At 36.8% G+C, this 26,329-nt stretch carries 22 protein-coding genes; 1 reads left to right on the top strand and 21 read right to left on the bottom strand.

Annotated elements, in window-relative coordinates; translation table 11 throughout:
• Positions 1 to 43: 43 nt before the first annotated feature.
• The 5 genes from JWR87_RS03775 to JWR87_RS03795 form a co-directional block, all read right to left on the bottom strand.
• On the bottom strand, positions 44 to 916 hold the full coding sequence (locus JWR87_RS03775) for a MerR family transcriptional regulator (protein ID WP_297815758.1): 873 nt from the start codon (positions 914 to 916) through the stop codon (positions 44 to 46).
• A gap of 162 nt (positions 917 to 1,078) precedes the next feature.
• Positions 1,079 to 2,131: an NAD-dependent epimerase gene (locus tag JWR87_RS03780; protein WP_297815759.1), complete on the bottom strand. Its 1,053-nt coding sequence runs from the start codon at positions 2,129 to 2,131 to the stop codon at positions 1,079 to 1,081.
• A 40-nt stretch (positions 2,132 to 2,171) separates the two neighbouring features.
• Entirely contained in the window at positions 2,172 to 3,404 is a 1,233-nt protein-coding gene (locus tag JWR87_RS03785) for a glycosyltransferase (protein WP_297815760.1), read from the bottom strand.
• 98 nt (positions 3,405 to 3,502) lie between these two features.
• Positions 3,503 to 4,486 (bottom strand): NAD-dependent epimerase/dehydratase family protein, encoded by a 984-nt coding sequence (locus JWR87_RS03790; protein WP_297815763.1) that lies wholly within the window; start codon positions 4,484 to 4,486, stop codon positions 3,503 to 3,505.
• 79 nt (positions 4,487 to 4,565) lie between these two features.
• Positions 4,566 to 5,360, bottom strand: coding sequence for a methyltransferase domain-containing protein (locus JWR87_RS03795; protein WP_297815766.1), 795 nt, complete (start codon positions 5,358 to 5,360; stop codon positions 4,566 to 4,568).
• 551 nt (positions 5,361 to 5,911) lie between these two features.
• On the opposite strand from JWR87_RS03795, the gene JWR87_RS03800 reads away from it, so the two are divergent.
• Positions 5,912 to 6,643, top strand: a complete 732-nt coding sequence (locus tag JWR87_RS03800; RefSeq protein WP_297815769.1) for a hypothetical protein — start codon at positions 5,912 to 5,914, stop codon at positions 6,641 to 6,643.
• Here JWR87_RS03800 and JWR87_RS03805 read toward each other — a convergent pair.
• The 16 genes from JWR87_RS03805 to JWR87_RS03880 all read right to left on the bottom strand — a co-directional run bounded on the left by JWR87_RS03805 (position 6,608) and on the right by JWR87_RS03880 (position 26,127).
• Positions 6,608 to 7,513 (bottom strand): glycosyltransferase family 2 protein, encoded by a 906-nt coding sequence (locus tag JWR87_RS03805; RefSeq protein WP_297815771.1) that lies wholly within the window; start codon positions 7,511 to 7,513, stop codon positions 6,608 to 6,610. The genes JWR87_RS03800 and JWR87_RS03805 overlap by 36 nt on opposite strands.
• Before the next feature lie 60 nt (positions 7,514 to 7,573).
• The gene (locus JWR87_RS03810; RefSeq protein ID WP_297815773.1) at positions 7,574 to 8,962 is read right to left on the bottom strand and encodes a hypothetical protein; all 1,389 of its coding nucleotides are present in this window, start codon (positions 8,960 to 8,962) and stop codon (positions 7,574 to 7,576) included.
• Positions 8,963 to 8,971: 9 nt separating this feature from the next.
• Positions 8,972 to 10,015 (bottom strand): EpsG family protein, encoded by a 1,044-nt coding sequence (locus JWR87_RS03815; RefSeq protein ID WP_297815775.1) that lies wholly within the window; start codon positions 10,013 to 10,015, stop codon positions 8,972 to 8,974.
• Between the two features lie 29 nt (positions 10,016 to 10,044).
• Positions 10,045 to 11,181: a glycosyltransferase gene (locus JWR87_RS03820; RefSeq protein WP_297815777.1), complete on the bottom strand. Its 1,137-nt coding sequence runs from the start codon at positions 11,179 to 11,181 to the stop codon at positions 10,045 to 10,047.
• A 24-nt stretch (positions 11,182 to 11,205) separates the two neighbouring features.
• Complete coding sequence (locus tag JWR87_RS03825) at positions 11,206 to 12,270, bottom strand: hypothetical protein (protein WP_297815779.1); 1,065 nt, start codon at positions 12,268 to 12,270, stop codon at positions 11,206 to 11,208.
• A 25-nt stretch (positions 12,271 to 12,295) separates the two neighbouring features.
• Complete coding sequence (locus tag JWR87_RS03830) at positions 12,296 to 14,731, bottom strand: SLBB domain-containing protein (protein ID WP_297815782.1); 2,436 nt, start codon at positions 14,729 to 14,731, stop codon at positions 12,296 to 12,298.
• Positions 14,732 to 14,865: 134 nt separating this feature from the next.
• Positions 14,866 to 16,209, bottom strand: a complete 1,344-nt coding sequence (locus JWR87_RS03835; protein ID WP_297815785.1) for a sugar transferase — start codon at positions 16,207 to 16,209, stop codon at positions 14,866 to 14,868.
• Between the two features lie 178 nt (positions 16,210 to 16,387).
• Positions 16,388 to 17,506, bottom strand: coding sequence for a UDP-galactopyranose mutase (gene glf, locus JWR87_RS03840; RefSeq protein ID WP_297815788.1), 1,119 nt, complete (start codon positions 17,504 to 17,506; stop codon positions 16,388 to 16,390).
• 145 nt (positions 17,507 to 17,651) lie between these two features.
• The gene (locus JWR87_RS03845; RefSeq protein WP_297815791.1) at positions 17,652 to 18,560 is read right to left on the bottom strand and encodes a transketolase C-terminal domain-containing protein; all 909 of its coding nucleotides are present in this window, start codon (positions 18,558 to 18,560) and stop codon (positions 17,652 to 17,654) included.
• Entirely contained in the window at positions 18,557 to 19,363 is an 807-nt protein-coding gene (locus JWR87_RS03850) for a transketolase (protein ID WP_297815794.1), read from the bottom strand. The genes JWR87_RS03845 and JWR87_RS03850 overlap by 4 nt, the downstream gene beginning before the upstream one ends.
• The gene (locus JWR87_RS03855) at positions 19,363 to 20,289 is read right to left on the bottom strand and encodes an NAD(P)-dependent oxidoreductase (protein WP_297815797.1); all 927 of its coding nucleotides are present in this window, start codon (positions 20,287 to 20,289) and stop codon (positions 19,363 to 19,365) included. Before JWR87_RS03855 ends, JWR87_RS03850 begins: the two co-directional genes overlap by 1 nt.
• 23 nt (positions 20,290 to 20,312) lie before the next feature.
• Positions 20,313 to 21,077, bottom strand: coding sequence for a TylF/MycF/NovP-related O-methyltransferase (locus JWR87_RS03860; RefSeq protein ID WP_297815800.1), 765 nt, complete (start codon positions 21,075 to 21,077; stop codon positions 20,313 to 20,315).
• 11 nt (positions 21,078 to 21,088) lie between these two features.
• The gene (gene rfbG / locus JWR87_RS03865; RefSeq protein ID WP_297815802.1) at positions 21,089 to 22,171 is read right to left on the bottom strand and encodes a CDP-glucose 4,6-dehydratase; all 1,083 of its coding nucleotides are present in this window, start codon (positions 22,169 to 22,171) and stop codon (positions 21,089 to 21,091) included.
• 2 nt (positions 22,172 to 22,173) lie between these two features.
• Entirely contained in the window at positions 22,174 to 22,944 is a 771-nt protein-coding gene (gene rfbF / locus JWR87_RS03870) for a glucose-1-phosphate cytidylyltransferase (RefSeq protein ID WP_297815803.1), read from the bottom strand.
• 888 nt (positions 22,945 to 23,832) lie between these two features.
• Positions 23,833 to 24,615, bottom strand: coding sequence for a sugar phosphate nucleotidyltransferase (locus JWR87_RS03875; protein WP_297815806.1), 783 nt, complete (start codon positions 24,613 to 24,615; stop codon positions 23,833 to 23,835).
• Between the two features lie 39 nt (positions 24,616 to 24,654).
• Entirely contained in the window at positions 24,655 to 26,127 is a 1,473-nt protein-coding gene (locus JWR87_RS03880; RefSeq protein ID WP_297815808.1) for an RNase adapter RapZ, read from the bottom strand.
• Positions 26,128 to 26,329 lie beyond the last annotated feature (202 nt).

The raw sequence follows: 26,329 nt of genomic DNA on the forward strand, positions 1-26,329 counted from the left end.
TTGGAAAGGGGAAAATATTGATGAGGAAAATTTGAACAACGAATTAGGAGATGTATTCTTTTACTTCTTCAAGAGATTTTTTGAAGTAAAAATTGGGAGGGATATTCTTTTTGTAGGTTAACGTAAAAGGGCCTGATAGTAACACGGGAATGTCGCCGATCTTTAAATGTAGCTGATGTAAGAATTTTTCAATGTTGAAGTTAGCAGCGAGGGATGTTAAGTGAGTATATAGGTAATCTGGTTTCTTGGCTTTAGCAATAAAATCTACATCCTGTAAGGGAACATCAGCACCTAGATAAAGGACTTTAACTCCCTTATTTTTAAGCAAATAATAAACATACAGCAGTCCAAGTTCGTGAAATTCACCCTCGGGCAGAAACAGCAACGCCACTTTTTCTGATTTGATCTGACTTACAGTTGTTTCAATGCCTACCAGTAATTTTTGCCGAACAATATTTGTAACAAGGTGCTCCTGTGCAGAGTTGATGTTATTTGTAAGCCATAGAATTCCAATTTTTTCAAGAAAAGGAAACATTATTTCATTAATAATCTTTTCCAGGCCTTTTGCTTCAATCTGGTCGTTGAGCAGTTCTTCAAACAAATCCAAATGGAGGTCAATCATAAAACTGATTAACTGGTTTACGATCCACTCCTGTTGAGCGTACCGGTGAGAAAGAGAAACAAGTTTTTGATTAATCTCAGTAAAATCCATTTTATTGATATGCGAGATCTTAAATCCATACTTATTAAGAAGTGCAATATTTAAAATGGTCTTTAATTCTTCGTTACTATAATACCGGATGTTTGTACCAGTACGCTGAGGTTTTAAAAAGTCGTATCGCTGCTCCCAAATACGAATAGTATGAGCTTTTACACCCGAAAGGTTTTCAACATCTTTTATAGTAAACGCATTCATGTTATTGCAACAATAATATTTACAAATGGTTTAGATCGAACGAACGTTATAAAAGGCATTTCCCCTGTAAGCGAAAAAGTTTGCAGATGAAGAAGATTAGTAATTTGAATTATAAAATTAAGAATAGCGTGTGTACTCTACGAAGTTGTAAGTCGGGATTGTTTACATTTTGTAGTAATCCTTGTACCAACTTACAAATTTTTTAATTCCATCTTTTACGACTGTTTCAGGTTTGTAACCCAAATTAGTGAAGAGGCCGCTTACATCGGCAAAAGTGGTTGTGACATCGCCGGGCTGTAATGGGAGATATTCTTTTTTAGCTTCGATCCCCAGCTCTTCTTCGATAGCTGTTATAAAGTCAAGCAGTTTGACGGGTTCGTTTTTTCCTATATTGTAAATTTGATAAGGAGCTTTAGAATTAGATGGTTCTGGCGCTTTACCACTCCAACTTACATTTCCCCCCGGAGGATTGTCAATAACACGCACTACACCTTCAACGATATCATCAATATAAGTGAAGTCTCTGGCCATGTTGCCATTATTAAATACTTTAATCGGGCTACCTTCTATAATAGATTTGGTGAAAATGTAATAAGCCATATCTGGTCTTCCCCAAGGGCCGTACACTGTAAAAAAACGTAAACCCGTGGTAGGAACATTAAAAAGATGACTGTAAACATGAGCCATCAATTCATTGCTCTTCTTGCTGGCCGCATACAGCGAAATAGGATGGTCTACATTATGAGCCGTTGAAAAAGGAACACATTCATTTAAACCATAAACGCTACTACTGCTGCCGTATACCAGGTGCTTGATTTTATGGTATCTACTTAATTCAAGGATATTAGTGAAGCCGATAATGTTGCTGTCGATATAAGCCTGGGCATTTGTGAGGCTATAACGTACTCCTGCCTGCGCGGCAAGATTTACAACCACATCAAATTGCTGCTGTTCAAATAATTTATCCAACGATGCTTTATCTTCCAACTTCACCTGGATAAAAGAACAAGTCGGTATAGTAGCACTTTGAATTAATTCGTTAGGAGTAATTGAATTTCTATCAAAACCAAGTTCAGTAAGCCGGTCATACTTCAACTGAACGTCGTAATAGTCGTTAATACTGTCGGCTCCAACCACAGTATCGCCCCGTGATGACAATCTTGCAGCCAAATGAAAACCTATAAATCCCGCCGCTCCCGTTACTAAAATTTTCATCAGAGTTTATTGTTTAGCTACAGCATAATAACCGCCTCAGCTATTGCTGACTTTTTCTTTTTTCTCTTAGTAAGATCTGGTACAGCTTCTTTGTTATTTCAACTTCTTTTTGCTTCGAAAATTTGGCTGATACAAACTTGTAACCTTCGTTGCCCATTTGCCAGCGCAGCGCTCCATTCTCAATGAGTAAACGCAGTTTTTTGGCAAATGTTGTTTCATCATTGCTTTCGCTAAGAAAGCCTGTCTTTCCGTCAACCATGGTATCTATTACACCTCCAACATTTGTTGAGACTACAGGTCTTTTGAAGTATTGTGCTTCTATTATTGATAACGGAGTTCCTTCGTTTAAAGAAGTTAGTACGATGATATCGAGTCCGTTCATTACCTCGTACATCTCGGTGAGCCATGAAGTGAAGACAATTCTGTTTTCATTGGTGATCGAGCTTGTATTAAAAGAGATTTTTTTTAGTTGCAAATCTTTTTGTACCTGAACTTTTAAGTCTCCATCTCCGATAATGAAAAATGCGGTTGGATGAGCCGGCGGCGCAGTGATAAGATCTTGAACAACCTTATTAAAAAAAGAATGATTTTTCACCGCTACAATTCTTCCTACGATGCCAACGGCAACATCATTAGGCTGCAATCCGTATCTATTTCTAAAACTATCGCGAAGGGTTACAGAGTCATTAAGTTCATCGAATGCAAAGCCAAGCGGAATAATATTGATTTTGGCAGCAGGAAGTATTTTATATTTCTCTACTAATTCTTTTTTCTGAGCATCGCTTAATGCGACAGCACACGTTGTTATTTTCCCTATCAACCTTTCAACCCGGGCTATGAAACGGGATATTGTTGTGGAAAAATAAGAATGAAAAAAGTGTCCGTGAAAAGTGTGAATGATAACGGGAACACCTGCTAACCATGCTGACAGCCTACCAATAAAGCCAGACTTTGCCCCGTGAGTATGAACAATATCAGCTTTAAATTTGATAATGGTATATAGAACGCTAAGGAAGGCGAAGACATCAATCAAAGGGTTAATGCTACGTTTTAAATAGCTTATCTTCTTCAAGTGAAGACCGGGATATTTGTTGAGTAAAAAGAGCGGTTCTACTTCATCCTTTTCTTTTTGACCGTAGATAATAAGTATTTCAAAATCCTTTTGCAGGAAGTAGGCAAGGGGAAGCGTATCAACTGCCTGACCTCCGATTACAAAACGGTTGAGGATAATAAGGAGGCGCGGTTTGTTCAGACCATTGTTTTTAAGCGGCACTTACTCAAGTTTCTATTCTCTTTTCAAGCTCAGTTTATTAAAACGGCACCTTTTACCGGGGCAAACATCAATAAGTAGTCGAAGCGAGGTAAATACCGTTACTTAATAAATTTTGTCACTTTTTCATTGACGATACTTTTTATTGTTATTTCCAATCCTTTCTGCAAAGTAAAGGGTGGTTTGTAGCCCGTGGTATGAATAGTCGAAGATTCAAATTGTGTAGTCGCACAAAATTTTTTCACTCTAACTGCACTGATTGGGTTCTTCTTTTTAACTATTCCTAATACAATATCCAGGCTTTTGGCAACAGAATAACCAATAAAATATGGGATTTTAAAGGGAATAGTTTTTGTTCCCAATGCCAACCCAGATTGTTCTACCAGTTCTTTTGTTGAAAGATCAGGCTTGTCTATGTAGTTGAAAAGATGAAATCCTTTAAAATTTAAATTAATACAGTGAGCAATGAAGCCTGCAATATTTTCAACATATGCCATTGACTTTTTATTATTGCCATTACCGATCATTATAAACTTGCCGGAAGCTATCTGTTCGAGCAGGTTGTATACATTTCCCCGGTTGCCTGGACCAAACACAACAGTAGGTCTTAAAATAATCAGAGATTTTCCGTTCTGGTCATTGTCATACCATCTTCTTAACACGCTCTCTGCCTCTAATTTACTTTTGCCGTAATGATTAAAGGGATCGGTAGCCGAAAACTCGTCGGGCTTGTGTTTGTTTAAGCCATATACTGCAACAGAGCTGGTAAAAATGATGTTATGAATATTTTTTTCTGTCATCACTTTCAGCACATTTTGCGTACCCTCTACGTTTACATCGTAGTACCGCGAAGTGGGAGAAACATCGTCTCTGTGTTCAGCAGCAAGCAAGACAATCAGATCGGTTTCGGCTGGTACGCTTTGGCAAAGCTTTTCATAGTTGGTAATATCACACCCTACAGATGAAAGATCAGGATGTTTTAAACTACTAACCTTATCTATGTTTAACAAATGATGAGTAGGTGAAATCAGATCAATTAAATACCCACCAATAAAACCAGACCCACCAATAATGCAAATATTCATTGTTCCGTTACAGATTTAATTAAAAGAATATAGAAAGGTAATAAAAGAGGGGCTAACAATAGCCCGCAGCGTGAATGCTTTAACTAGCAGGTATTTCCATTTTTTTTTGAGCCACAACTATATGGTCAGAAGTAAGTGTTTTATGTGCTATTATTTTTAATTCAAAATAATGGCAAATTTGCTCGAGAAGATTGAAGTCGAAAACATGTTGATGAAGGCATCTGTTGTGGAAATTATCCAATGAACGGTTTTTGAAATCATTATACGAGCCCGCCAGTGGATCATATTTCAGGTCATGCAGCAGAAGTATTTCATCCAGGTGAGTTAGGTCGTCTTCTTTTATGTTGTTTTTAAAATCCTCAAGAAGATGATTAAAAGTGGTTACAGGTCTATTATGGTCGAAATTTGATTCTTTTCGCGGTAAAACCAAAACCACGGCTCCACCATCTTTTAATAAGTTAAGCCAATTAGAAATCGCCTTTAGGGGATTAGCAATATGTTCAAGATTATTGCACGATAATAAGAAGTCATATTGTTTCTTTGGGATTGATGCAACGTCTGCTCCCTCGCAAATATATTGGTAACCTAATTTGTCTTTAAAATATTTATAAGTCTTGCCTTCCCTAATATCAGTTTCCCATGCGGTGTTCGAGCTAAAATTGCAACCATCCACACTGCGGGCCAAAGTATATATTGGAAATAATCCTTTATTAGTAAAAAAATGACTTGGACCTCCTATTTCGATACCGGCTTTATCCAAAAAAAAGCTTTTACTTCTACTGAAAGCGCTATTTGCCGCATTGAACAATTTGTCACTTAGCATTCCTATTCTAACTGTCGCATTTCGGCTTCGGACTGATAAAAAATCTTTCATTACTTTTATAAAAATTGAACGTTAACGAGCTCTTGATGAAAAAATTTTTTCGTGTATTCTATTCCCAAATTTTTAATTCTTTCTTTCCCGTTCTAATTATAGGAATTTTAATAAAACTTAAAAATAGTAATGATATTGCTTCAATCTTTTTACTTATAAACTTTTCTAACATTTATCTTCTTTTTTCTGATTATTCGTCAAATACTATTTTTTTAAAGGCTGCTCTTAGTGAAGGAGGTATCTCATCTACTCGGGTATCTTCCAATATTATTAACGACATACACTCTTATATTGGGATTAAGATTTTAATTCTTATTATCGGTTTTATTGTTTGGATACCTATCGTCTTTTATACACCGATATTACAAAGACATGCATTGTCTAATATTTTAGCTTACACTTTCATCGTTGGAATAAATATTAATTTCTACTGGTTATACATGTGTAGCAGTAAAGAATATTTTTTTATCATTTCGAACTTTATTAGCCGGATATTTTTTTTGTGTCTACTCCTTGCATTTATCTTCTTCAATTTCAATATGTCGTTCCTGATGCCCTTAGTTGGGTTGGCTACAATTGTAATTTCAATAGTTACTTTTATAAGATTTTGTGCTGTCTATAAAATTAGAGTAGTTGTGTCTGGAGGTATTGTAAAAAATGCTGTTACAATAATAAGAAGAGACTGGCCGTTTGTTGCCAATTCATTTTTAATAATGACGCCTACAACCTGCCTTAGCTTTTTTGTCGGATTTATAAAAAATAGCCAACATGTTATAATATATGCATTTGCAGAGAAAATATTTATGGCCATCAGAGCATTACTTGCCGTTTTTGTCAATAGTATATTTCCTGTTATTTGTGCAGAAGGTTCTGTTACTAGCAAAAAATCAAATCGTCTATTTCTATTTTTTTATTTACTAATAGTGGTAGGGTGTGCGTTTACTTATTTTATTTCACCAATCGTTTTTGATTACTTTAAGCAGCCAAAGGAGTTGAATTATATCTTCTACAAATGTCTTTTTTATTTTATGCTAACCATTATAATTATTAGCATAAATACCCGCTATTTTTTAAATCTTCTGGTTCATAATCATTTTAATGATTCTAGAAATTCTCCTTATTTTCTCGCTTCAGCTATTATTATACTACTAGTGTTTAGCATCAATGCATTCTTTATAAATTCAGTTTTTTCCATTATACAATCTCTGCTAGTGGCTGAAATATTGATTGTGCTTAATCTTGTTTTTTTAAACTATCGTACACGGCCCGGTTTTGCCACTTAAACCGTCATACCAGCCTCTTAAAATATATCTTAAATAAGTGCGCTTTTTATCTACCAGTGCAACGAAAATAAAAACACGTGATATTGAATAGAAGAATTCACGAACCTTATACCTCCAGTTGATATAATTTGTTTTTAACATAAAAACCGAATTGCGGGCGAGGTAATACCTTCTTAGAGGAGAGTGAATCGATATTTCTCTTCCTAAAACCTTTAGTCGCGAATCGCCTACCTGATGATACATTTTAGCAAAGGGACATGCAAACAAATGATAGCCTTTTGACTGAACTCGAAACCCCCATTCTATATCTATATAATCTATAAAAAACGCTTCATTCATACCGCCCACATCCTGGTAAGTACCTCTCGGTATTAAAGATCCTGAAGCAATAATGAAAGAAGCCGGAATAGGTGTTGAGATGCCTGCCACAGGATATTTCTTCTTTAAAGAAAAACCGGAAAAAACAGAAATAGGATAATTGTTCTGGGTACGTGGGTCGACGTACACAGGACCTAATGCACCCACCTTTACGCCCTCTCTTATAAGTCTTTCATATTCTGAAGCCAGTACTTGTATCATATCTGGTTCGGGGTGACTATCGTGATCAAAAATTACTACTCCCTGAACTGCTTCATCTGAGAACACTTTCTCTATACCCCTGTTTTGAGCAAACCCTATTCCTTTGTTCTCTCCTAAAAGCATTAAGTGAATGCTTTTATATCGTTCTATAAAGTTTTGAACCTCATTTATATTCTTACTTCCATTATCAACAATTACAACGGTTTTTACAGTTTCAATTATATTCTCAATTAAAATTGTAAGATCTGAGATAAGTGGATTATAAGTTACTACTACTGCACCTGTTATCATTTATTGCATATGATTTTTAATTTGAAGATTGTACGTGTCCCTATTTAATATAAAAGTTACTTACTTTAAAAGCATTAACATTCTTCCTTCCCCAGGATCGAAGCTAGAGGTGGTTACTACGGAGTAATTGGTTTTCTTATTATATAAAACCTTCTTAACTCTTTCATAATGGCTATGAATATTACTGCGATACCCGACAGAACGAACAGACAATTTAACTCTATTACGAAAATCTCCTTTTAAAGTAATTTCTACGTCTTTAAGAGTGCTATTTGTACTCTTATTAACAATCCATATATAACTGACTTCATCTTGCCCCTCCAATTTTTTCGCGCCAAAAATGCCTAACAATATTTCATTTTCATTGACGTTGCGAACTATACCTTTATAATTTTCAATAAGCTCCGAAGGTTTGAAAGGGTAATGAGCGTTTAAAAAAGTATTGCTTTTATGTAGAGTGGCCAGATTTTGAAATCTTATCACAACTGGTCCGACAACAGATTTTATAAACGTATTAATCTCCTTAATCTGCGAATATTTTTTATCGTCTTCGTCAATTGCAGAGGTTAAATTTGGAGTGTTTTTGTAAACGTGGTACGGCCAATAGGTGAGACCTTTTACCCCGTAAGCAATTGGACAAAAGGCCATAAATTTGAGTTGAGCCCCAGTAGCACTAGCAATGTTTCCGTCATTGTTTACAGAATGAATAGTAGCCCAAATGTTTTTTCTTTTAAAGACATTTCTAAATAATTCTAGATTGTAAAAATATGACGATAAAAAAAAAGCAGTTCTATCAGGGTTTATTCTAAAAGGATAATGATCAAAGGCAATAATGGATATTTTATTGGAATATTTAGAAAAAACGTTCAGATAGGCCAGGTAAGAAGTATCAGTTTTAAAAGCATAACGAGGTAATAGATTGATGAACGTGAACTTTTCTGGAAATTGCTTTGTAAAAATGTCTGTCCATCTTTTTATGGCTTCAAAAGCCATAGGATCTTTCGGCTCATCTCCAAGATATAATCCTGGCAAGTCACCCGCAGCTTTTAAAGCAGTATTATTTTGATAAAAACTCCACATGCTTTGATTCGAGTTTGTGGAGTCTGGAATTGAAAAAAGGGAAATTCTAGACTCCGCTATGAAAGTGGCTAACCCAAATTTTTTCAACAAAGCAAGATAATATCGTTTAATCACCGACGGTGCATAAGTAGTACTTTGAGGAAGGAACTGCATACCATCTATAATAAGACCGAATTCACAATCTTTCAACTTTTTATAGTTGTATACGTCTAGATTATTAAAACTTCCGGAATTATAATTTGTAGTATTTAAAGCAGGCGGCCAATATGCAGCTAATACAAATTCTTTTTGCTTTTTTTGGCAAAAGGAGAATTTGCAATGCAATGTGAAAAAGCCTATAAAGGCAACAGATATTATAGCAAAGCGCATTGGAAATTATTATACAAACGATAGCAATTTTGTGTAAAATAAATTTGTCGTAATGAGTATTAAAGCAACAATAACAACTGCAATAGCACCGGCTCTTTTAGGTAATACAATATAAACTAAGAAAGGAATAATTATAAGTTCTACAACGCCGAAAAACTCGCTTATTCTTACTGAAAAAGTGGGAACATCTGCAAAAGCTACCATGGAACAAACAGAAAGAATGTAAATTTTTAATAACAGGATTGAATACTTATTTGCTTTTTGTATTAAATCAATAAAGGATAAAAATAAAAAACAAAAAATAAGTCTCATAATTTGTAAGATGTTAAAGACGTTTATTTTATCCTCATTTATTGCCATTACTTCTTTGTTGGCCTCTAACTTATACTGCACGTTTTGAAGAGGTAGGAACTCCAAAAGTGAGGTGAAATGAATATTACAAAAGTGAAGAAAATAGACAGCGAGAATTGCAGCTCCCCAAAGTTTTACTTTAATATTTGAAGGTGATAAAAAATAAAGGGGTAAAATAATAAATGAAGAATAATGAAAAAGAATAGCAAGAACAGCTAAAGCAAAAAAGTAAGCAAGTTTTCTGTCAAACAATGGCTGAATAGAAAGAAGAAAAATGCCCGATGCTACTCCAGCCCTTATTTGCGTCATTTCATGCAGAAGAAAAAATGTAGAAAAATAAATAAGAACAGATAATGTAGATTGATATGACAAAAGACGAATAGCAAAAAATTTTAGAGTTACTCCTAAAAATGCATAAATGATAAATAGGCCGACGACATTATCATTTGAAGATTTTATCAACCATGATATAAAAACAAATGTTGGCTCTGTTAAAAGTAACGTTAGGGTATCAAAGCCTTTATACAGTAAACTATAATTCTCATAATCGCGGTCTACTCCCTCCCCTCTAAAACCAGCAATTAGTATTAATATAATGCCTATAACAAAGTAAAAAAATATGGGTTGTTTCTTATCTATAAAAAAAACTCCTACTGTGGCCAGGCAAATGAAAACAAAGTATAATATTATATAGTCAGACACTTCCGGCGGCTTGAAAAATAAAAGTCATACTAATCTTGCTGTCTTTTAAACATGGATGACTGGCTCGCTTTAAGAATTATTTTGTTCAACTGCTCGCTAGTTTTATTATAACTATAGTACTGATTATAAATTCTTCGTGATTGAATTGATAACTCCTGAAGTTTGCCATTGGTATAATAATCGAGTATATGGTTGGCTAAAGACTCATCATCTTCGATCTTGATTAAGTTTCCATTTACGTTATCATGCACAATTTCTCTTATTCCTCCAACGTCTGTGGCAATCACAGGCTTTCCCATTTGTATAGCTTCAATTAAAGAAAGGGGAAGTCCTTCATAAAAAGTTGGAAGAATTACAATATCACTTTGGCTATAATATATATCTACATCTTTTGTTTCACCCACTATCACGACGTGGGCTGTAAGTTGTAATTTCTTAATAAAGTCCTCAATAACTTTTCTTTTAGGTCCATCGCCAACAAAAGTCAGCTTTAAATCATTCAGTTTTCCTGAGTTTATAATTCTTTCAAATGCCCTTATTGCAGACAGATGATCTTTCTGGTCCCTAAAACCGGCAACCATAAGAATATTATTATAAATCTTAAAAGGAGAGGAAGTTGTAGTGTTTTCTTTCTCGACATGCATATTCCCACATACATATATCCTGCTAGCATCTTTAATATTCAACGTTTTAATGCCATACTCTGCAGTGTAGTTTGAGACGCATTGGTAACTGTCGCTGTATCGTTTTAAAATACGCTCAATTACCAAAGCGATGAAGCGTTGATGTGCACTAGTACCGATTTCAAAGGGCCAGCCCTGCACGGTAAAAAGGTTTGGAATTTTTTTTTGATAACAAGCAACTCTAGCTATAATACCTCCTATTGTCGAGTGAGAAATAACAAGATCAGGCTTAAAGCTTTGTAGTATCTCAACTGTTTCAACGATCGCTTTATAACCTGTAATTGGATTATAAGAGTTTTTAAGCGAACCAACAAGTACTACTTGAACTCCAATGTCTTCTAAAGCCCTAGATGCTATTCCAACTTCACCAGTGATGACCAAGCAAGAGTGATTTTTAGATAGATGATTTTTAATGCTTTCAACAGCATGTCGTTGAGCACCATACATGTTGTTTAGCTTGGTAATTACGTGAAGAAGTTTCATTAAATTGAGTATTGGTGCCCCCTACTAGTTATCGCTATTTCTTGTAATATTAGTTCTAATCCAGCGGGAAAAAAGCAAATAAAGAACAGTAAGAATAGCACCTATTATTGAAAAAACGATACCGGTTAAAAGTCGCCCTGGTTTTTCTTTCTTTAAGGGTAAACTAGGTTCGTCTATAATTTGTATTAAGGGTGTTTCCTTTAAAAGGGTGATTTGAGATATGCCTAATTGTTTCAATAGTTCTGTGTATAGTGCCGAATTTGCCTGAGTATTCAGCTGGATCCTTTGGGTGTTTGCTCTTACCACCTGCCTTATCGGATTTACGTTCAGATCATTCGATACAGCGTAACTTGTTATGTTGCCATAAACAAGTGCTTTTACAGAGTCCGTCAATCTACTAACTAACTCATAATTTTTTCTAGCTTTTTTACTTTTATATTCAACATAGTATCTGGATGCGTTATCTATCAATATTGTGACAAATCTTCTCGAAAATTCTTCATTAACATCCTTCACTTTTACTGTTATGTAATTCAGCTTTTTATCTTTCTTGCTAATATCAAGCTGATCCAAAATGATTTTTTTGTACACCGCTTTCAAAACACTATCTCTTGCTCTATCTTCATTAAGTAGGCTCTTTTCAAACTTAATTTTCTTAAGTACCGAATCTTTAAACCAATATTTATTTATTTCATGGTTTTCGATATACTTGTCTATCATCAATTTGTCCCCCCCGGCGCCAGGTGCTTCCGATAATAAAGTAGCTTTAATAATCCTCCAACTTCGTAGTAATTCCATTAGGTTATCCCCTTCAAAGGCACCACCTGATCCCCCACCTAAATCAAATCCAAATTGTGCGGCCAGGCCGCTATATCCGCTTAAAACATTGTCACTCCCCGTTTCTGCAGAAAAGACAAGCTCAGCCACAAACGCGGGCTTTTTTAACCAAGCATAGGTAATACCTATGAGTCCAAAAACTACTGAAATTATGAGTATTATTAAGTATTGGGACAATAAGTACTTGAAAGCTTTTGAGGTATTCTTGTAGAGAATTATTAAATTAATGGGTTGGGTGTCTTTTTCATTCATAAAGGATCTATACTTATCTTGGCTACTATTTTGTAGCATTTATTAATAGCGACAACAAAACACCTGCGAAGGATGTAATTGCGGTTGAGATTCCAATTACTTCTCCTGTGCTGAGTCTCCTTCTTTCTACCTCATGTTTTTTTGGTACGATTACTTCAGAACCCGGAGTAATTCTAGGGTAATTTTTGAAAAACAAGAAATGACTTGTTTTTGCAGCATTGCCGTTGGGATACAGTACATAAATTTTAGACTTGCGAGCGTTGTCTGATACGCCGCCGGCCCGACTTAAATAATCTTTCAGATCCATTCTTTCCTGGTACACTACTCTTGTTGGAAATAAAACCTGTCCACTTATTCTTACGTCCATTTTTTCTTTAGGTATTGTAATTACATCACCCTCTTCCAACACCAAGTCATTTTTAGAACCAGGGTTGTTTAATATCGAATTTAGGTCTATTGCAATTTGGTCAAAACCTCGCTCTACCTGCTGCTCTAATTTTCCGGAGGTATCTTTCAACGTTTCCTGTATCCTGTTTATCTTCTGGCTGTTAAGCTGATCAATAACTGTTTTGTTATTTCTCCTTGTTACATACCCTCCTTGCTCAAAAGCTTGTAATGTAAGCCCTCCTGCTCTTTTAATAACGTCGCTTATGCGGTCACTTTTATTCTTTAAAACATAAGCGCCGGGATAAGGTACTTCGCCTTCCACCGACACACTTACCTGGGGCTGGTAGGAAGGATTTTTTCTTACAATTACAGCATCGTAAGATTGGAGTTTTATATCTGAACCTTTTTCTTGCAAGTCACTTAAAGAAGTAATATTAAATACTTCAGAAACGCGGATATCACTAATATTAAAAGAGTCTGTCTTGAGTCTTCGTGCCACTTCAATTCTTTGTGGAATGGCCGCATCTGTAAATCCGCCTGCTAAAAGTATAAGGTCCTTTAAAGACATATTTTCCACAAAGGAATATCCACCTGCATTTCTAACCTCTCCACTTATACTTACTGTAGTATTTTCTCTTAGCTGACTTACTGAAGATATTGTTACCCTGTCATTTGGTTTAAGTGTAGGGTTCGCGGATGCTTCCTTAACGACGTCTATCGGACTAAAAGATAAATATTCGGGCGTCAAATCTTCCCTGCTCCGTAGAATTAAACCCCGGCCATTATAGGCATCTTGTTTAAGCCCTCGGGCTTTGTTTATTAAGTCTTTTAAAGTCATCCCTTCAGTTAATTCATAATCTCCGGGTAAATACACCGCACCAGAAATGGTAACGCGGTTAATAAAACGCCCTAAAATCTTCTTAACTACAAATGACTCCGACCTGCCCGGCCTGTAAGCAGCAAATTGGTTTTGATTAATATCTATTATTCTGTTTTCTACATCTGTTACTTTATAACCAGTTATGCTAGCGGTATACGCACTGTCAGAAAAACCCCCCGCAAACTCCAACAATGTCTGCAGTGTTTCATTCTGTTTCATTTCGAATAGTCCTGTTCTTTTCACCTCTCCCTCAAGCGATACTCTTACTTTATATGCTGGAATTCTAATCACATCCTGGTCTTGCAAAAGAAGGTTGCTTCTTTGGTCTGCTTTAACAAGAAAATCATAAATGTCTAAAACGGCTACAACTCTTCCGTTCCGAACAATTTCAATATTTCTCATGCTACCCATCTCTGTCGGCCCTCCAGAAAGATATAGCGCGTTAAATGCGGTTGCTAAAGAGGGCAGCGTGTAACTGCCAGGCTTTTTAACTTCTCCTAAAATAGTTACTTTAATACTCCTGATCCTGCCAATAGATACACTGACTTTTGTCAGGCCTGTTCTTATATTAGCATAACCCGCCGTGCTTAGCCGATTTCTAATTCTTGCGGTTGCTTGCTCAATTGTTAGCCCTGCTACATACATCACCCCCACGTATGGAATGTTTATATCCCCTTCCGGACCTACTTTTAAATTGTACTTTGCCTCCTGGTAACCAAAAATATTTATGTTGATTTCATCATTGGGCCCTATTACATATCCAACGGGAGTTGCAATATTTATATTGGGTTCAAAAGAAAGCACTCCATTATTAAATATTTCAAGTCCAAATATCTTTCTTGGATTAATTACCTCCACTGTTTTGTTCGTTGTGTCCGATGTACGTCGTTCTCCGCCTCCTGTGTTATCTACCTGCGCAGTATTGTTACCGCTAATTACATTGTTCGATACTTCCAATCGTCCTCTTAAATTTGTCGCTTCCGCCGGGTTCATTCCTCTTGCCAGCAAGAGATCGTACGCCTGCTGCGTTGACAAGTTATTTTTACTTAAGTAGGTTTTAATTTGAGTCAGCTGTTCCTCACTAATGTCTGAGGATTTTGCATTTGATAAATTAGACGGTAAAGAAGGGATTTGAGCAAACAAAGAGAAAGACAGTAGAATTAGAATACTGGCAAAAAAGATTTTAAACTTCACTATTTCGGATTCTGTATGTAAAAGAACCGCAATTTAAAGGGTTTGGGGTAGAATCGGTCAAAATAATTTGTAAAGGTTTCTGCGCTTTTTCGTCCTTATTTGATCAGAATTAATGCAATTCTCCTGGCAGTTAATTATTTTCCTTTACCCTGAATGATCAATCTAACAGTGGCCATAATGATATTGAGGTCCAATGTGAGCTTTTGATTTTTTAAATAAACCTGGTCAAATTTCATCCTTTGTATCATCTGCTCGATATTCTCTGCGTACCCATATTTAATTTGCCCAATAGAAGTTATGCCTGGTTTAATTGAAAGTAGCTTTTTATATTCTGGAGCCTTTTCAATTATTTGTTCAATAAAGAAACGTCGTTCCGGTCTCGGCCCTACAATTGACATCTGTCCGAAGAAAACATTTAAAAATTGTGGCATTTCGTCTAGCCTGGTTTTTCTCATTATCCGCCCCCAACTAGTTACTCTCGGATCATTTTCTTTTGCTAACTGAGGCCCGTTGCATTCCGCGTTCAAATGCATGGTTCTAAACTTGAATATAAAAAAGGGAACGCCATTTTTTCCTATCCGTTCCTGTCTGTAAAAAACGCTTCCTTTCGTAGTCAGCTTTGTAATTAGCACTAGTAGTAAAAAAACGGGAAAGCCAAAAATCATTATAAGGGATGAAGCAACCAGGTCAAAAGCTCTTTTTGTCAATTTAGCTTTTTGGTCTTCAAAAGCATTAGACGAAATATGTATTACAGGAAAGTTATGATAGTTTAAAAGTTGAGTGTTAGCAGAGTCTATTTGTAAGTCCGAAATCAACTTAATTTTCACCCCCATTTTCTCATATTCTAAAACATCGTTTATAAATTCTCTTTTAATTTCTTTAAAACAAATAAATAATTCATCAATTCGATTAAAAGCTATAAAGTTTTTAATCTCTTGCATCGAGTATTCGCTTAAATGTTTTGTCGATGGTTTTATAAGATTATAACCGTACTCGGGGTGGTTGTTAAATGAGTATTCAACTCTCTGTAAAACTTCATCGTCGCCCAACAACCAAATTTTCCTTCTATTGTATCCCTTAACTCTTAGATAACTGGCGCCATAAATTATAATGATCCGTTGAAGTACCAGAATTACTGAAAATGATAAAAACTGGGCGACAAAAAACAACCTGCCAATATGGTACTGCTTAAGCAAGTATAATATTCCTAAAACGACTATAACATGAATGATGGATGAAGTCAGCACTTTGTGCAGGCTTTCCCAATAATTTATGGGGCGTGAGAAATGCATATTGCGGGTTGCAAATGCAATAGACATCCATGTGATATTGTAAACGAAAAATAACTGGTAGAATAAAGAAGAGAAAACAACGTCGTTAGAAATAATAGAATAATTGATAAATAATGAGAGGTTTAATATCAGAAGATCTAATACTAAAACAATGGCAGCAGAATACTTGGAATACCGTTGTGACATGTTTCACAATTATACCATAAATACAGGTATAATTCGCAAATGCTTTTTTATAAAAGCAAGAAGAATGTCGAATAATAATTAGTTAGCCAACGGTATAACTTTACCCCGCATCGTTGTGTCACTCCCTTCAGCTTGTATAACTTTTCTCTTCGGTTTTTAAAAAGCAGCAGAAATACTCCTACTGCTCCTGAAAGTGCACCGACACTTGTTTTAAAGCTGATCCTATTATCTGGTGCATGTCGTAGTAGCGATATTCTGCCAGTCTTCCACCAAAAATTACATTTGTTTCGCTATCAGCTAATTCCTGGTACTTCTTAAAAGTAGCGGTATTTTTCGCATCATTAATAGGATAATAAGGTTCCTTTTCTGATGTCCACTCTTCAGGGTATTCTTTGGTAACTACGGTTTTTGGTTGTGTTCCAAACTCAAAATGCTTGTGTTCAATCACTCTTGTAAACGGAACTTCTCTTTCGGTATAGTTCACTACCGCATTACCCTGGTAATTTTCAACATCATGTGTTTCATGCTCAAACTTCAAACTGCGATACTCCAACTGTCCAAACTGGTAGTTGTAATACTGGTCAATCTTTCCTGTAAATACAATTGTTTCAGCTAAAGCGTTCCATTCTTCCCTGTTTTCAAAGTAGTCAACATTCAATCTTACTTCTATATCTTTTAAGAGACCTTCTACCAATTTATTATAACCCCCTATAGGAATGCCCTGGTATTTATCATTAAAGTAATTGTTATCGTAAGTAAACCTTACTGGCAATCTTTTAATAATAAAGGCTGGAAGTTCTGTTGCTGATCTTCCCCATTGTTTTTCAGTATAACCTTTAATAAGCTTCTCATATATGTCAGGTCCTATTAACGACAATGCCTGCTCTTCAAGGTTCGAAGGATCTTTAATATTAAGCGCTTCAATTTGAGACTGAATTTTGTCTTTCGCTTCCTGTGGTGTTTTTACTCCCCAAAGCTGATAAAACGTGTTCATGTTAAAAGGAAGATTATAAAGCTTATCCTTATAAAGAGCCACAGGGGTATTTGTATATCTGTTGAACTCTACAAAAGAATTTACATAATCCCAGATCTGCTTATCATTAGTATGAAAAATATGGGCGCCATACTGATGCACATTAATTCCTTCTACTTCTTTGCAGTAAACGTTACCACCGGCATGGTTGCGCTTGTCTATGATTAAACACTTTTTACCTCTTTTTTTTGCCTCGTGCGCAAATACAGAACCAAATAGTCCACTTCCTACAATCAAATAATCATATTCCCTGGTCGAGCTCATTTATTAAATTTTAATTTTATTATTATGCTGTAAAAAATAATGATGCCAAGGCAGTTCTAATTGCAGGAGAAAGTGAATTTTTAATTAAGCGGGTGAAATATATAATACGTTTGTTTTCTTCTTTGATAAAAAATCTTGCTTGCACTTATTGAAAAAAATCTTTCTCTAAAACAATTCCCGCAACCTCTCTTAAATATTGTTGCGAACCAGCTATAGAATAAAATTTATCATCTATTGCTATTCTTCTAATTTTTGGAAGTACTGCTATACAACCTTCGTTTAACAGGTCGTTACCTAGTTCTAATATAGCAGATCCGAATCCTCCCTGGGCCTGATGCTCTTCAATAGTTATAATAGATCGATGGTTTAAAAAGATCTCTTTAAGTTGACTTTTATTAATGGGCTTTATAAAGGGAAAACTATAAATGGCGGAATTAAGATGATTATCGTTTACAAAATCACAAACATATTTAAGCATCGAACCTGTTGACAATATAGCCGTTGTTTCCCCTTTCTTAACTTCAATAATATCTCCGATCGTTAACTCCCTAAGGTCTGTATGTACCACAGGTTCTCCTGCCTTACCTAACCTCACATAGCACGGGCCTTTATGCGTTGTGCAAAATGTGGTGATCTTCTTTGATTCCAACGGATCGCCCGGTGCGCAAACAACCATGTTGGGTATTGTACGAAGCATTCCAATTTCTTCCGTGGCATGATGAGAAGGTCCCAACGCTCCATAAGAATATCCTCCACCAACAGCAACTATTTTTACATTAAGATTGTGGTAGCATATGTCGTAACGTATTTGCTCCATGCAGCGAAGGGTAGGAAAATTGCCAATTGAATAAATGTAAACGCAATAACCTTCCAAAGCTAACCCGGCAGCAAAACCTGCCATATTTTGTTCAGCAACACCAACATTTAAATAGCGGTCAGGAAACTGCTGTACAAAAGGTTCTACCACGCTGTAACCAAGGTCACCTACTATCAAAAAAACTTTATCGTTTTTTCGGGCTTCTTCAATTAACTGATTTATAAAAGCCGTTCTCATGATTGGTTTAACTGTTTAACGGCATTATTATAAAGGTCAATATTAGGAGAACGGTAATGCCAAAGAATAGTGTTTTCCATAAAATCTACCCCTTTGCCTTTTATAGTATGTGCTATAACCACTTTAGGCAAACCATTTTTGTTCTCGCTCAACCCAGATAAAGTTCTACTTATTTCCTCATGATTGTGGCCGTCAATCTCTACCACCTCCCATCGAAATGCTTCAAATTTTGCCCTTAGAGGCTCAAGGTCAATAACATCTTTTACAAATCCCAGGCTTTGAATTTTATTATAGTCAATTATCAAAACAAGATTGTCCAACTTATGCTGAGGTGCTAGCATAATTGGCTCCCAGTTTGAACCTTCATTCAGTTCGCCATCACTTACAATACAAAATATTTTAAACGTTGCCTTTTTTAGTTTGGCAGCAAAAGCGACACCAGTGGCAATAGACAATACATGGCCCAAACTTCCCGATGAAATTTCGACCCCAGGTACTTTATGACTAGTATGCGACAAAAACATACTGCCGTCCATTGCGTACGTATCTAGCTGTTCTAACGGGAAAAATCCTTGTAATCCTAGTGTTGCATAAAGGGCCGAGCAGGCATGGCCTTTTGATAAAAAGAATCGATCTCTAAAAGGATCTGCAGGATGTTTAGGATCTATATTAAGAACTTCAGCATAAAGCACTGCAAGAATATCAGCCATCGAAAAAGCGCCACCGACATGTGAAGCGTTGGCGCGATGAACCATTTCAAGCACTTTTATTCTGATCCCGATAGAGAGAGACTTAGCATCCATCAACTGGTATACTTGTTTATATAGTAATCAATTGTTCGTTGTAAGGTCTCATCGAAATTATGTAAATCGATTTTTCCAATATTAGAACTGAATTTCGACATATCGCCTTCCATATGCATTGACTGGTAAGGCCTGTAGGGCAGTGAACCAAAGTTGAGTGCAACAGTGGAGTTAATACCGTCGCGAATTTTTTCAATCAAATATTTTAGGGTAACTGCATTATCGGAGGAAATGTTATAAACACCACACGTAGCAGAGGCTAGATCTTTATGAACCAACAGGGACACATATTCCGCAAAGTCCTTCACATATAAATAAGCATACTTCTGCATTGCAGGCGTTAAATCCATACTGTTTTTGTGAAGTATAGATTTAATTACAGAAGGGATGAGCCAGCTTCCATCTTCCTTCTCACCAAACATCGGGAACAACCGCAACCAATACCAATTAATGCTATTGGCCTCACAAAAACTTTTGATCAACACAGATGCCATTAATTTAACCGCACCATAAGCTGTATTAGGGTTGGTAGGATAGCTTTCATCTACTTTGCCTGAAAACGTTCCGTACTCAGCCTGTGAGCCTAGCCCAATAAATTTCGATACTTTCAATTCACTTCCCACTTGCAACAAGTCTAAAACCAAATTCAAATTGCTTAGCTGCTCTTTCCATTCCGTTCTTTTATCGGCGCTAACACCGGCCCAGGCCGAATGAATGAGGATGTTTGGTTGATGGTGAATGACCTGTTGTTTCCAATCAGTATCGTCACCATTTATCCATGTGATTTTGTTCAGAAAATTTTTGCACCTGTGTAAATCAGAAGTTGAACGTTTTAACCCTATAACCTGGTCGTGGTGGTCTATTAAACTCTCAGCAATATAAGAACCCAGAAAACCGGTTACGCCGCTAATTAAAACCTTACTCATAAATATTCACTTTCTACGGCCGCTTACTCAATGATGGCGTAAGAGATATATGCGTCAAACATTGTCTTTCGCAATCTGACATTTCTTATTCCTAAGGTTTCTAATAACGCAACTGTTTCGCCAGGAAAGACTTTGGCATTTAACTCGTCAAATGCCAGAACAGCACCTTTAGGCATTCTTGGAACAATATGTTCAAGTGCCAATTTTGTAGGTTCATAAATATCAAAATCCAGATACAGCATACTTACTATCAGGTGCTGATTTTGTTTTATAAAGTTTGGTATCTCTATTAAGGCGTCGCCTTTAACCAATTCTATTTTTGGCAAATGATTTAGTGGCCGGTTTTTATCGTACAAATCAACCGCCTGCGTTATTTCTTCCTCAATACCTTCATAAACCTTTAAGTCTCCTTTTTCATAGTTCCTATGAAAATTTTTATCTTTTTCAGAAACGTCAGGAAAGCCGGCAAACGAGTCGAATCCTATAATCTTCCTGGTATGATTGTAAGGCTCGTAAATAGCAGATAATTGAGCAAAAGCCAGGGTGCCTCCACCTTGAAAGCAGCCGCATTCAATTATAGAACCCGGAAGGTCAAGTTGTAACTTAAACAATTCATGTTTTGCCAGAAACCTTGATAGGTCTTGCCTTCTTACATATTTAGCAAAGTTTTGAAGTTTAGAAGATACTGATAGGGGAGAGCTGTCAAAAAACCTTTCGTATTCGCTGAACAGTTCTATCTCTTTTGAGGTATGATTGGCCAAGTTTGCCTGAATCTCTTCAAGTTTCATTTAATATTTTTTTAATTAAGCTGCAGGTACCCGTCAATCTGTGCCCCGGTTACCGAGTTAATGTTGTTGGGAGAACAATAAAATGCCTTGTACCAATAGATCGTTTGTTTTACAGCTTCTGCCGTATCCCATTTAGGGGTCCATTCAATTTCTGTTGTCGCTTTACTTATATCTAACTTAAGCAAACCTGCTTCATGCGGCTCACCATCTGCTTTCATTATTTCAGCCTCACCCGCTCCCCAGGTATTTATTGCGAGGTTTACAATTGCTTGTACTGAAAGTGAGTCATCTGCTACGGGACCAAAATTATAAGGTTGAGAGTAGCGCTGGGGATCGATGGAAAGCTTTCCTCCTAATTGAAGATAACCTGATAAGGGCTCCAGCACATGCTGCCACGGACGGATTGATGAAGGATTGCGAACCCTGATTTTCTCCCCCGTTCCAAGTGACCTTGCTATATCTGGCATTAGCCGATCTTGCGACCAGTCGCCGCCTCCTATTACATTTCCTGCTCTTGCCACTGCAATACCTTTTAAATGAGTGGGATACTCTGCCACATTAAAAAACGAATTTCTATAAGAATCAATTACTAATTCGCAACATGCCTTACTTGCACTATATGGATCATAACCACCTAGTCTATCATTTTCGCGATAGGGATAAATCCACTCATTATTGTGGTAAACCTTATCAGTTGTAATTAAAACAACGCTACAAGGCTTTTTTAATAAACGCACTCCATCCAGTAAATTTGCTGTACCAATTGCATTTACCTCAAAAGTTTCAGCAGGAATTTTATAGGAAAGTCTAACCAGCGGTTGGGCTGCGAGATGAAAAATAAAATCAGGCTCAAATTCAATAATTTCTTCAGCCAACCTATCTCTGTCGCGTATATCAGCTATAATCGAATTGCAAAGAGTATTACCATTTATTACATGGTACAAATCATTTTCAGTTATTGGCGCAAGGGCATATCCTTTTATTTCTGCACCTAATAAGGTAAGTATTTTTAAGAGCCACGATCCTTTAAATCCGGTATGGCCTGTAATAAAAATTCTTTTCCCCTTGTATACTTCTTTTAGAATTTCAAACATCTTTACCAGATTTTCCAATCCGCTTTATTCCAATCCCACATTTCGTTCAGGTCGTGCTTGTCTTTTAAGGTGTCCATTGGCCGCCAGAAACCATGATGCTTGTAGGCCTGCATCTGCCCTTCGGAAGCGATCTGCTCGAGCGGTTCTTTTTCCCAAACCGTACGATCGTTCTTTATATAATTAAACACTTCAGGCCCGCACACAAAAAATCCTCCGTTGATCCAGGATCCGTCACCTCTTGGCTTTTCGGTAAATGTATTTACCTGCTTGTTTGGGTCGATGTTCAATCCGCCAAACTTTCCTGACGGCTGTACTGCGGTTACAGTAATTAGCTTTTTCGAACTCTTATGAAAAGCTACCAACTCTGTAATGTTAACGTCACTAACCCCATCGCCATAGGTCAACAAAAAATCTTCATTTGCTATATGAGGTTGAATTCGTTTAATCCGTCCGCCAGTCATCGTTTCGTTGCCTGTGTCTACTAGCGTGATCTTCCAAGGCTCGGCTTGCGAGTCATGAACATGCACTGAGTTATTAGATAAGTCGATAGTTACGTCTGATTTATGAAGAAAGTAATTGGCAAAATATTCTTTTATCACATATCCTTTATAGCCCAAGCATACAATAAAATCATTGAAGCCATGAGCAGAATAAATTTTCATGATGTGCCATAAAATGGGCATCCCGCCTATCTCAACCATTGGTTTAGGCCGGATAGAGGTTTCTTCAGAAAGCCTTGTGCCGAGGCCACCAGCTAATAACACTACTTTCATGAATTTCCGGGTTGAAGTTTGAATAGGTGGGATGTGAAAGCGGTACTGCTGCCCTACTGTTAGCACAGCTTCGCTTCCCCAGTCCCAATATCGGATAGAGCTAAAGAAGCAAAAAAAGGTCTATAATACCCGCCTTTTTGAAAAGGATTGCATTATCAATACAATCCCGGGCAAATATAGCGCAGCCGTTAGTAGGTAAACAATCATCTTTAGAATCTGTATTGCAGGCAATAAGAGCATATCAAGTTAATTTTGACTGACCCTACTTTCTCTATTCAGGTCTCGCGGTATAAGTAATTTATTTTCATTTACTTTAGCTACATCTAATCTATGAACCAACGCCACTACTTCCCCGATGTTTTTCGTGGAGCAACTGTTGCTTAAATGATACTTGTAAATAACGCTGGAAGCTGGGCCCATATTTTTACTCCTTTTGAACACGCTACACGGCACCGGTGTACACCGACAGATCTTGTATTTCCTTTTTTCTTATTTGCCGAAGTTCTTTAATGTGTTTGGAAAAAAACCCTTGTTTATCTTTTTTTTTGAGCGACTTCTGGCTGGAAATACTTTCGTTAATACGGCGGACAGATTATTACCCTGGTTTTGTCAACATGTATGCAGACCGATAAGCGATAATCTTAAAACTGGTTCGCTGGTTTATGCCATTTGCATGGGTGCTTTTTATTGGCCGGTTGGTTATTTGTTACACAAGAAGAAAATTTGCTTAAAAGTGTAAGAAGTAAAAGGATAGCGTAACAGCTACATGGTAGTAAGCAAAACATGCTAAAAGCAAAATAGCAGTACAACCGATGAACGTACTGCGACGCAACAAAAGATTAATCAGGGTTGTAAAGCTTGTAACAAAAGAAACCCAACATTTAATATTTAAAGCGGGAACATGACTTCTGCCTTTGCAATACTTTCAGGCTTTCCTACATCTATCATTCTTGCTTCGGAGTGATCGAAGGATTTAATTGTGTGCTGCTTCATTAAATCAAGATAAACATCGACCATCGAAAACTTTCCTTGTTGGGTAATGAGAGAAAGCATTCGGGGCTCAATAATATGTATTCCGGTAAATGCTTTCTGCGTCTCATTTCCTTTTAAAGCTTCGGCTAATTTTTCTTCTCCCGTGCTTACATTTCTCCATCCGCAAAGGTTATTGCCTTCGTCGAATAAAAAGTAGCGGCTGGTTGATCGGTTGGTGGTGGCAAGCGTAGCTAAAGGTTTTTTTTCCTGGTGATAGCCGATCATTGCTACCAAATTCAACTCGGTAAGTATGTCAACATTCATTAGCACAATGGGGTTACGGTCTTGTAAATAATCAGCAGCTTTTAATAATCCTCCGCCGGTTTCAAGTACCTTTGCTGTTTCGTCGCTTATGGTAATATTGCTACCCCATCCATTGTTTTTATTAATTGCCTCAACAATTTGTTCTGCAAAATGATGCACATTTATAACCACGTCTTTTATACCGTACCGTTGCAGGTATTCAACGTTACGTTGCAATAAGCTTTTTCCATTTACTAAGGCCAATGCTTTGGGGTGCGAGTCAGTCCACGGCTTTAGACGGCTACCTATTCCGGCGGCCAGTATCATAGCTTTGGTTACTGTCTTTTGACCCTTAATATTTGAAGCTACTTCAACAGTTCTACTTTCTTCAGTCATCTTTTTTAAAACTTAGGCACTAATTAGTAAGGTGTATAATTAACCAATTAAAGCGCTGGCGTCAGGAGCATTTACCCAATTCTTTGCATCTTGTACAAGATGACATAGTTCAACTTTTACCCCAAATTTGTTTTTAAGATGCCTGGTTAAAGCATCTGCAGCATACACACTTCTATGCTGTCCGCCAGTGCATCCAAAACCTACCATTAAACCTGAAAATCCTCTTTTTATATAATCCTCAACGGAGATGTCTACAATATCAAAAACACTGTTTAAGAAGTCAGTAATTTTTGTCTTTTGCTCCAGAAAATCTTTAACCTCTTTATCTCTTCCCGTAAGATATTTATACTCGGCAAAGCGACCAGGGTTTAATATGCCTCGCATATCAAATAGAAATCCACCCCCGTTTTCGGTTTCATCAACCGGCAACTGCTTTTTATAAGAGAAGCTACAAACCTTGACCACCAAAGGCGTCTTTTCATCTGCTTTAACGGTTTCGAATCTTGAAATTATTTCATCACTTACTATCAGTCCGAGTATCTTGTCAAACTCAGGAGTTTCTAAACCGATTTGTTTATTCTCTATAAAAAACTTTAGGTTCCGTAATGCCAAGGGAATACTGGTTAAAAAGTGAGCCTTTCGCTCAAATAGCCCTCTGAAGCCATACGCGCCAAGCACTTGTAACAAACGTATAAGAACATAGCCGTTATATTGGCTTAAAAACATTTTGCGGTCAATTTGCTGATTCAACAACAACTCCACTTCATCAATATACCCATCGAGCAATTTTTCCTTCCAATCTTCGCTCAGGTTCGCTTTTGCCTGCCACAGTAACGAGGCCACATCGTATTGCAAAGCCCCCTTCATTCCGCCCTGGAAGTCAATGAAACGAACTTTGTCATTATTAACGATTACGTTGCGGCTTTGAAAATCTCGGAAAAGAAAATACTTCTGGCTGCTATTGTCGAGATAAGAGCTCAAGGTCTCAAAATCATCCAGCATTGCCTGTTTATCGTACGGAATTTTAAGGGTGTCAACAAAGTAATATTTAAAGTATAACAGGTCGCTGAGAATAGCCTGCTTGCCAAACTCCTTAGCTGTAAGGCATCGCTCATAGTCAAGCCCCTCATCGCCGATAATTTGCACTCTCGCCAACTCCCTCAACGTTTGGCGGTACAAACTATAAGTATAATCAGTATGACCATTATTTTCTAACTTATCAAGTAAGCTTTCCGTTCCCAGGTCTTCCTGTAAGTAGATTGTTTTTTCGTCGTTAACAGAATAAATCGTTGGCATAGGCAATCCGGCATTTTTAAAATGGTGCGAAAAATAAAAAAAGGTCTCGTTCTCTCTTATATTGATGTTATAAGTAGCAATGAAAGTTTCATCTCCCGCGTAAATTCTAAAGTAAATTCTGTCACTGCCCGATTGCGGAAGTTTTTCAATTCTTTCTTCTTTCACCTTTTTGAAAGCTTCAAATAAATTGCTGATCTCTGCTACAACTTCTTCCATTAATAAATTTTTGTGGGGCGGTAAATGTATACAAATTAATAGAACCGGGATGGCTGTATAAGGTGGATTTTGAGGAAATTTTTAGGTGTTCTAAACTAGGTTCTTACGTAGCAGTTTTCTGGGTTGGTTACCAGCATTTGTTTTTCATCGAGTCATCCTTGCGTCGCATTACGTTCATCCGCAAACCTTTGATCAGCTTTTT

The organism is Segetibacter sp. (genome assembly GCF_025963695.1).
In the GTDB taxonomy this organism is placed as follows: domain Bacteria; phylum Bacteroidota; class Bacteroidia; order Chitinophagales; family Chitinophagaceae; genus Segetibacter.

What these genes read in the sequence shown, in the direction of transcription:
- JWR87_RS03855 (WP_297815797.1), bottom strand. Translation starts at nt 20,289, where the DNA reads ATGAGTAAGGTTTTAATTAGCGGCGTAACCGGTTTTCTGGGTTCTTAT.
- JWR87_RS03820 (WP_297815777.1), bottom strand. Translation starts at nt 11,181, where the DNA reads ATGAAACTTCTTCACGTAATTACCAAGCTAAACAACATGTATGGTGCT.
- JWR87_RS03880 (WP_297815808.1), bottom strand. Translation starts at nt 26,127, where the DNA reads ATGGAAGAAGTTGTAGCAGAGATCAGCAATTTATTTGAAGCTTTCAAA.
- rfbF (WP_297815803.1), bottom strand. Translation starts at nt 22,944, where the DNA reads ATGAAAGTAGTGTTATTAGCTGGTGGCCTCGGCACAAGGCTTTCTGAA.
- JWR87_RS03790 (WP_297815763.1), bottom strand. Translation starts at nt 4,486, where the DNA reads ATGAATATTTGCATTATTGGTGGGTCTGGTTTTATTGGTGGGTATTTA.
- rfbG (WP_297815802.1), bottom strand. Translation starts at nt 22,171, where the DNA reads ATGTTTGAAATTCTAAAAGAAGTATACAAGGGGAAAAGAATTTTTATT.
- JWR87_RS03795 (WP_297815766.1), bottom strand. Translation starts at nt 5,360, where the DNA reads ATGAAAGATTTTTTATCAGTCCGAAGCCGAAATGCGACAGTTAGAATA.
- glf (WP_297815788.1), bottom strand. Translation starts at nt 17,506, where the DNA reads ATGAGCTCGACCAGGGAATATGATTATTTGATTGTAGGAAGTGGACTA.
- JWR87_RS03825 (WP_297815779.1), bottom strand. Translation starts at nt 12,270, where the DNA reads ATGAATGAAAAAGACACCCAACCCATTAATTTAATAATTCTCTACAAG.
- JWR87_RS03845 (WP_297815791.1), bottom strand. Translation starts at nt 18,560, where the DNA reads ATGAGAACGGCTTTTATAAATCAGTTAATTGAAGAAGCCCGAAAAAAC.
- JWR87_RS03780 (WP_297815759.1), bottom strand. Translation starts at nt 2,131, where the DNA reads ATGAAAATTTTAGTAACGGGAGCGGCGGGATTTATAGGTTTTCATTTG.
- JWR87_RS03800 (WP_297815769.1), top strand. Translation starts at nt 5,912, where the DNA reads ATGCCCTTAGTTGGGTTGGCTACAATTGTAATTTCAATAGTTACTTTT.
- JWR87_RS03805 (WP_297815771.1), bottom strand. Translation starts at nt 7,513, where the DNA reads ATGATAACAGGTGCAGTAGTAGTAACTTATAATCCACTTATCTCAGAT.
- JWR87_RS03810 (WP_297815773.1), bottom strand. Translation starts at nt 8,962, where the DNA reads ATGCGCTTTGCTATAATATCTGTTGCCTTTATAGGCTTTTTCACATTG.
- JWR87_RS03835 (WP_297815785.1), bottom strand. Translation starts at nt 16,209, where the DNA reads ATGTCACAACGGTATTCCAAGTATTCTGCTGCCATTGTTTTAGTATTA.
- JWR87_RS03850 (WP_297815794.1), bottom strand. Translation starts at nt 19,363, where the DNA reads ATGGATGCTAAGTCTCTCTCTATCGGGATCAGAATAAAAGTGCTTGAA.
- JWR87_RS03860 (WP_297815800.1), bottom strand. Translation starts at nt 21,077, where the DNA reads ATGAAACTTGAAGAGATTCAGGCAAACTTGGCCAATCATACCTCAAAA.
- JWR87_RS03875 (WP_297815806.1), bottom strand. Translation starts at nt 24,615, where the DNA reads ATGACTGAAGAAAGTAGAACTGTTGAAGTAGCTTCAAATATTAAGGGT.
- JWR87_RS03775 (WP_297815758.1), bottom strand. Translation starts at nt 916, where the DNA reads ATGAATGCGTTTACTATAAAAGATGTTGAAAACCTTTCGGGTGTAAAA.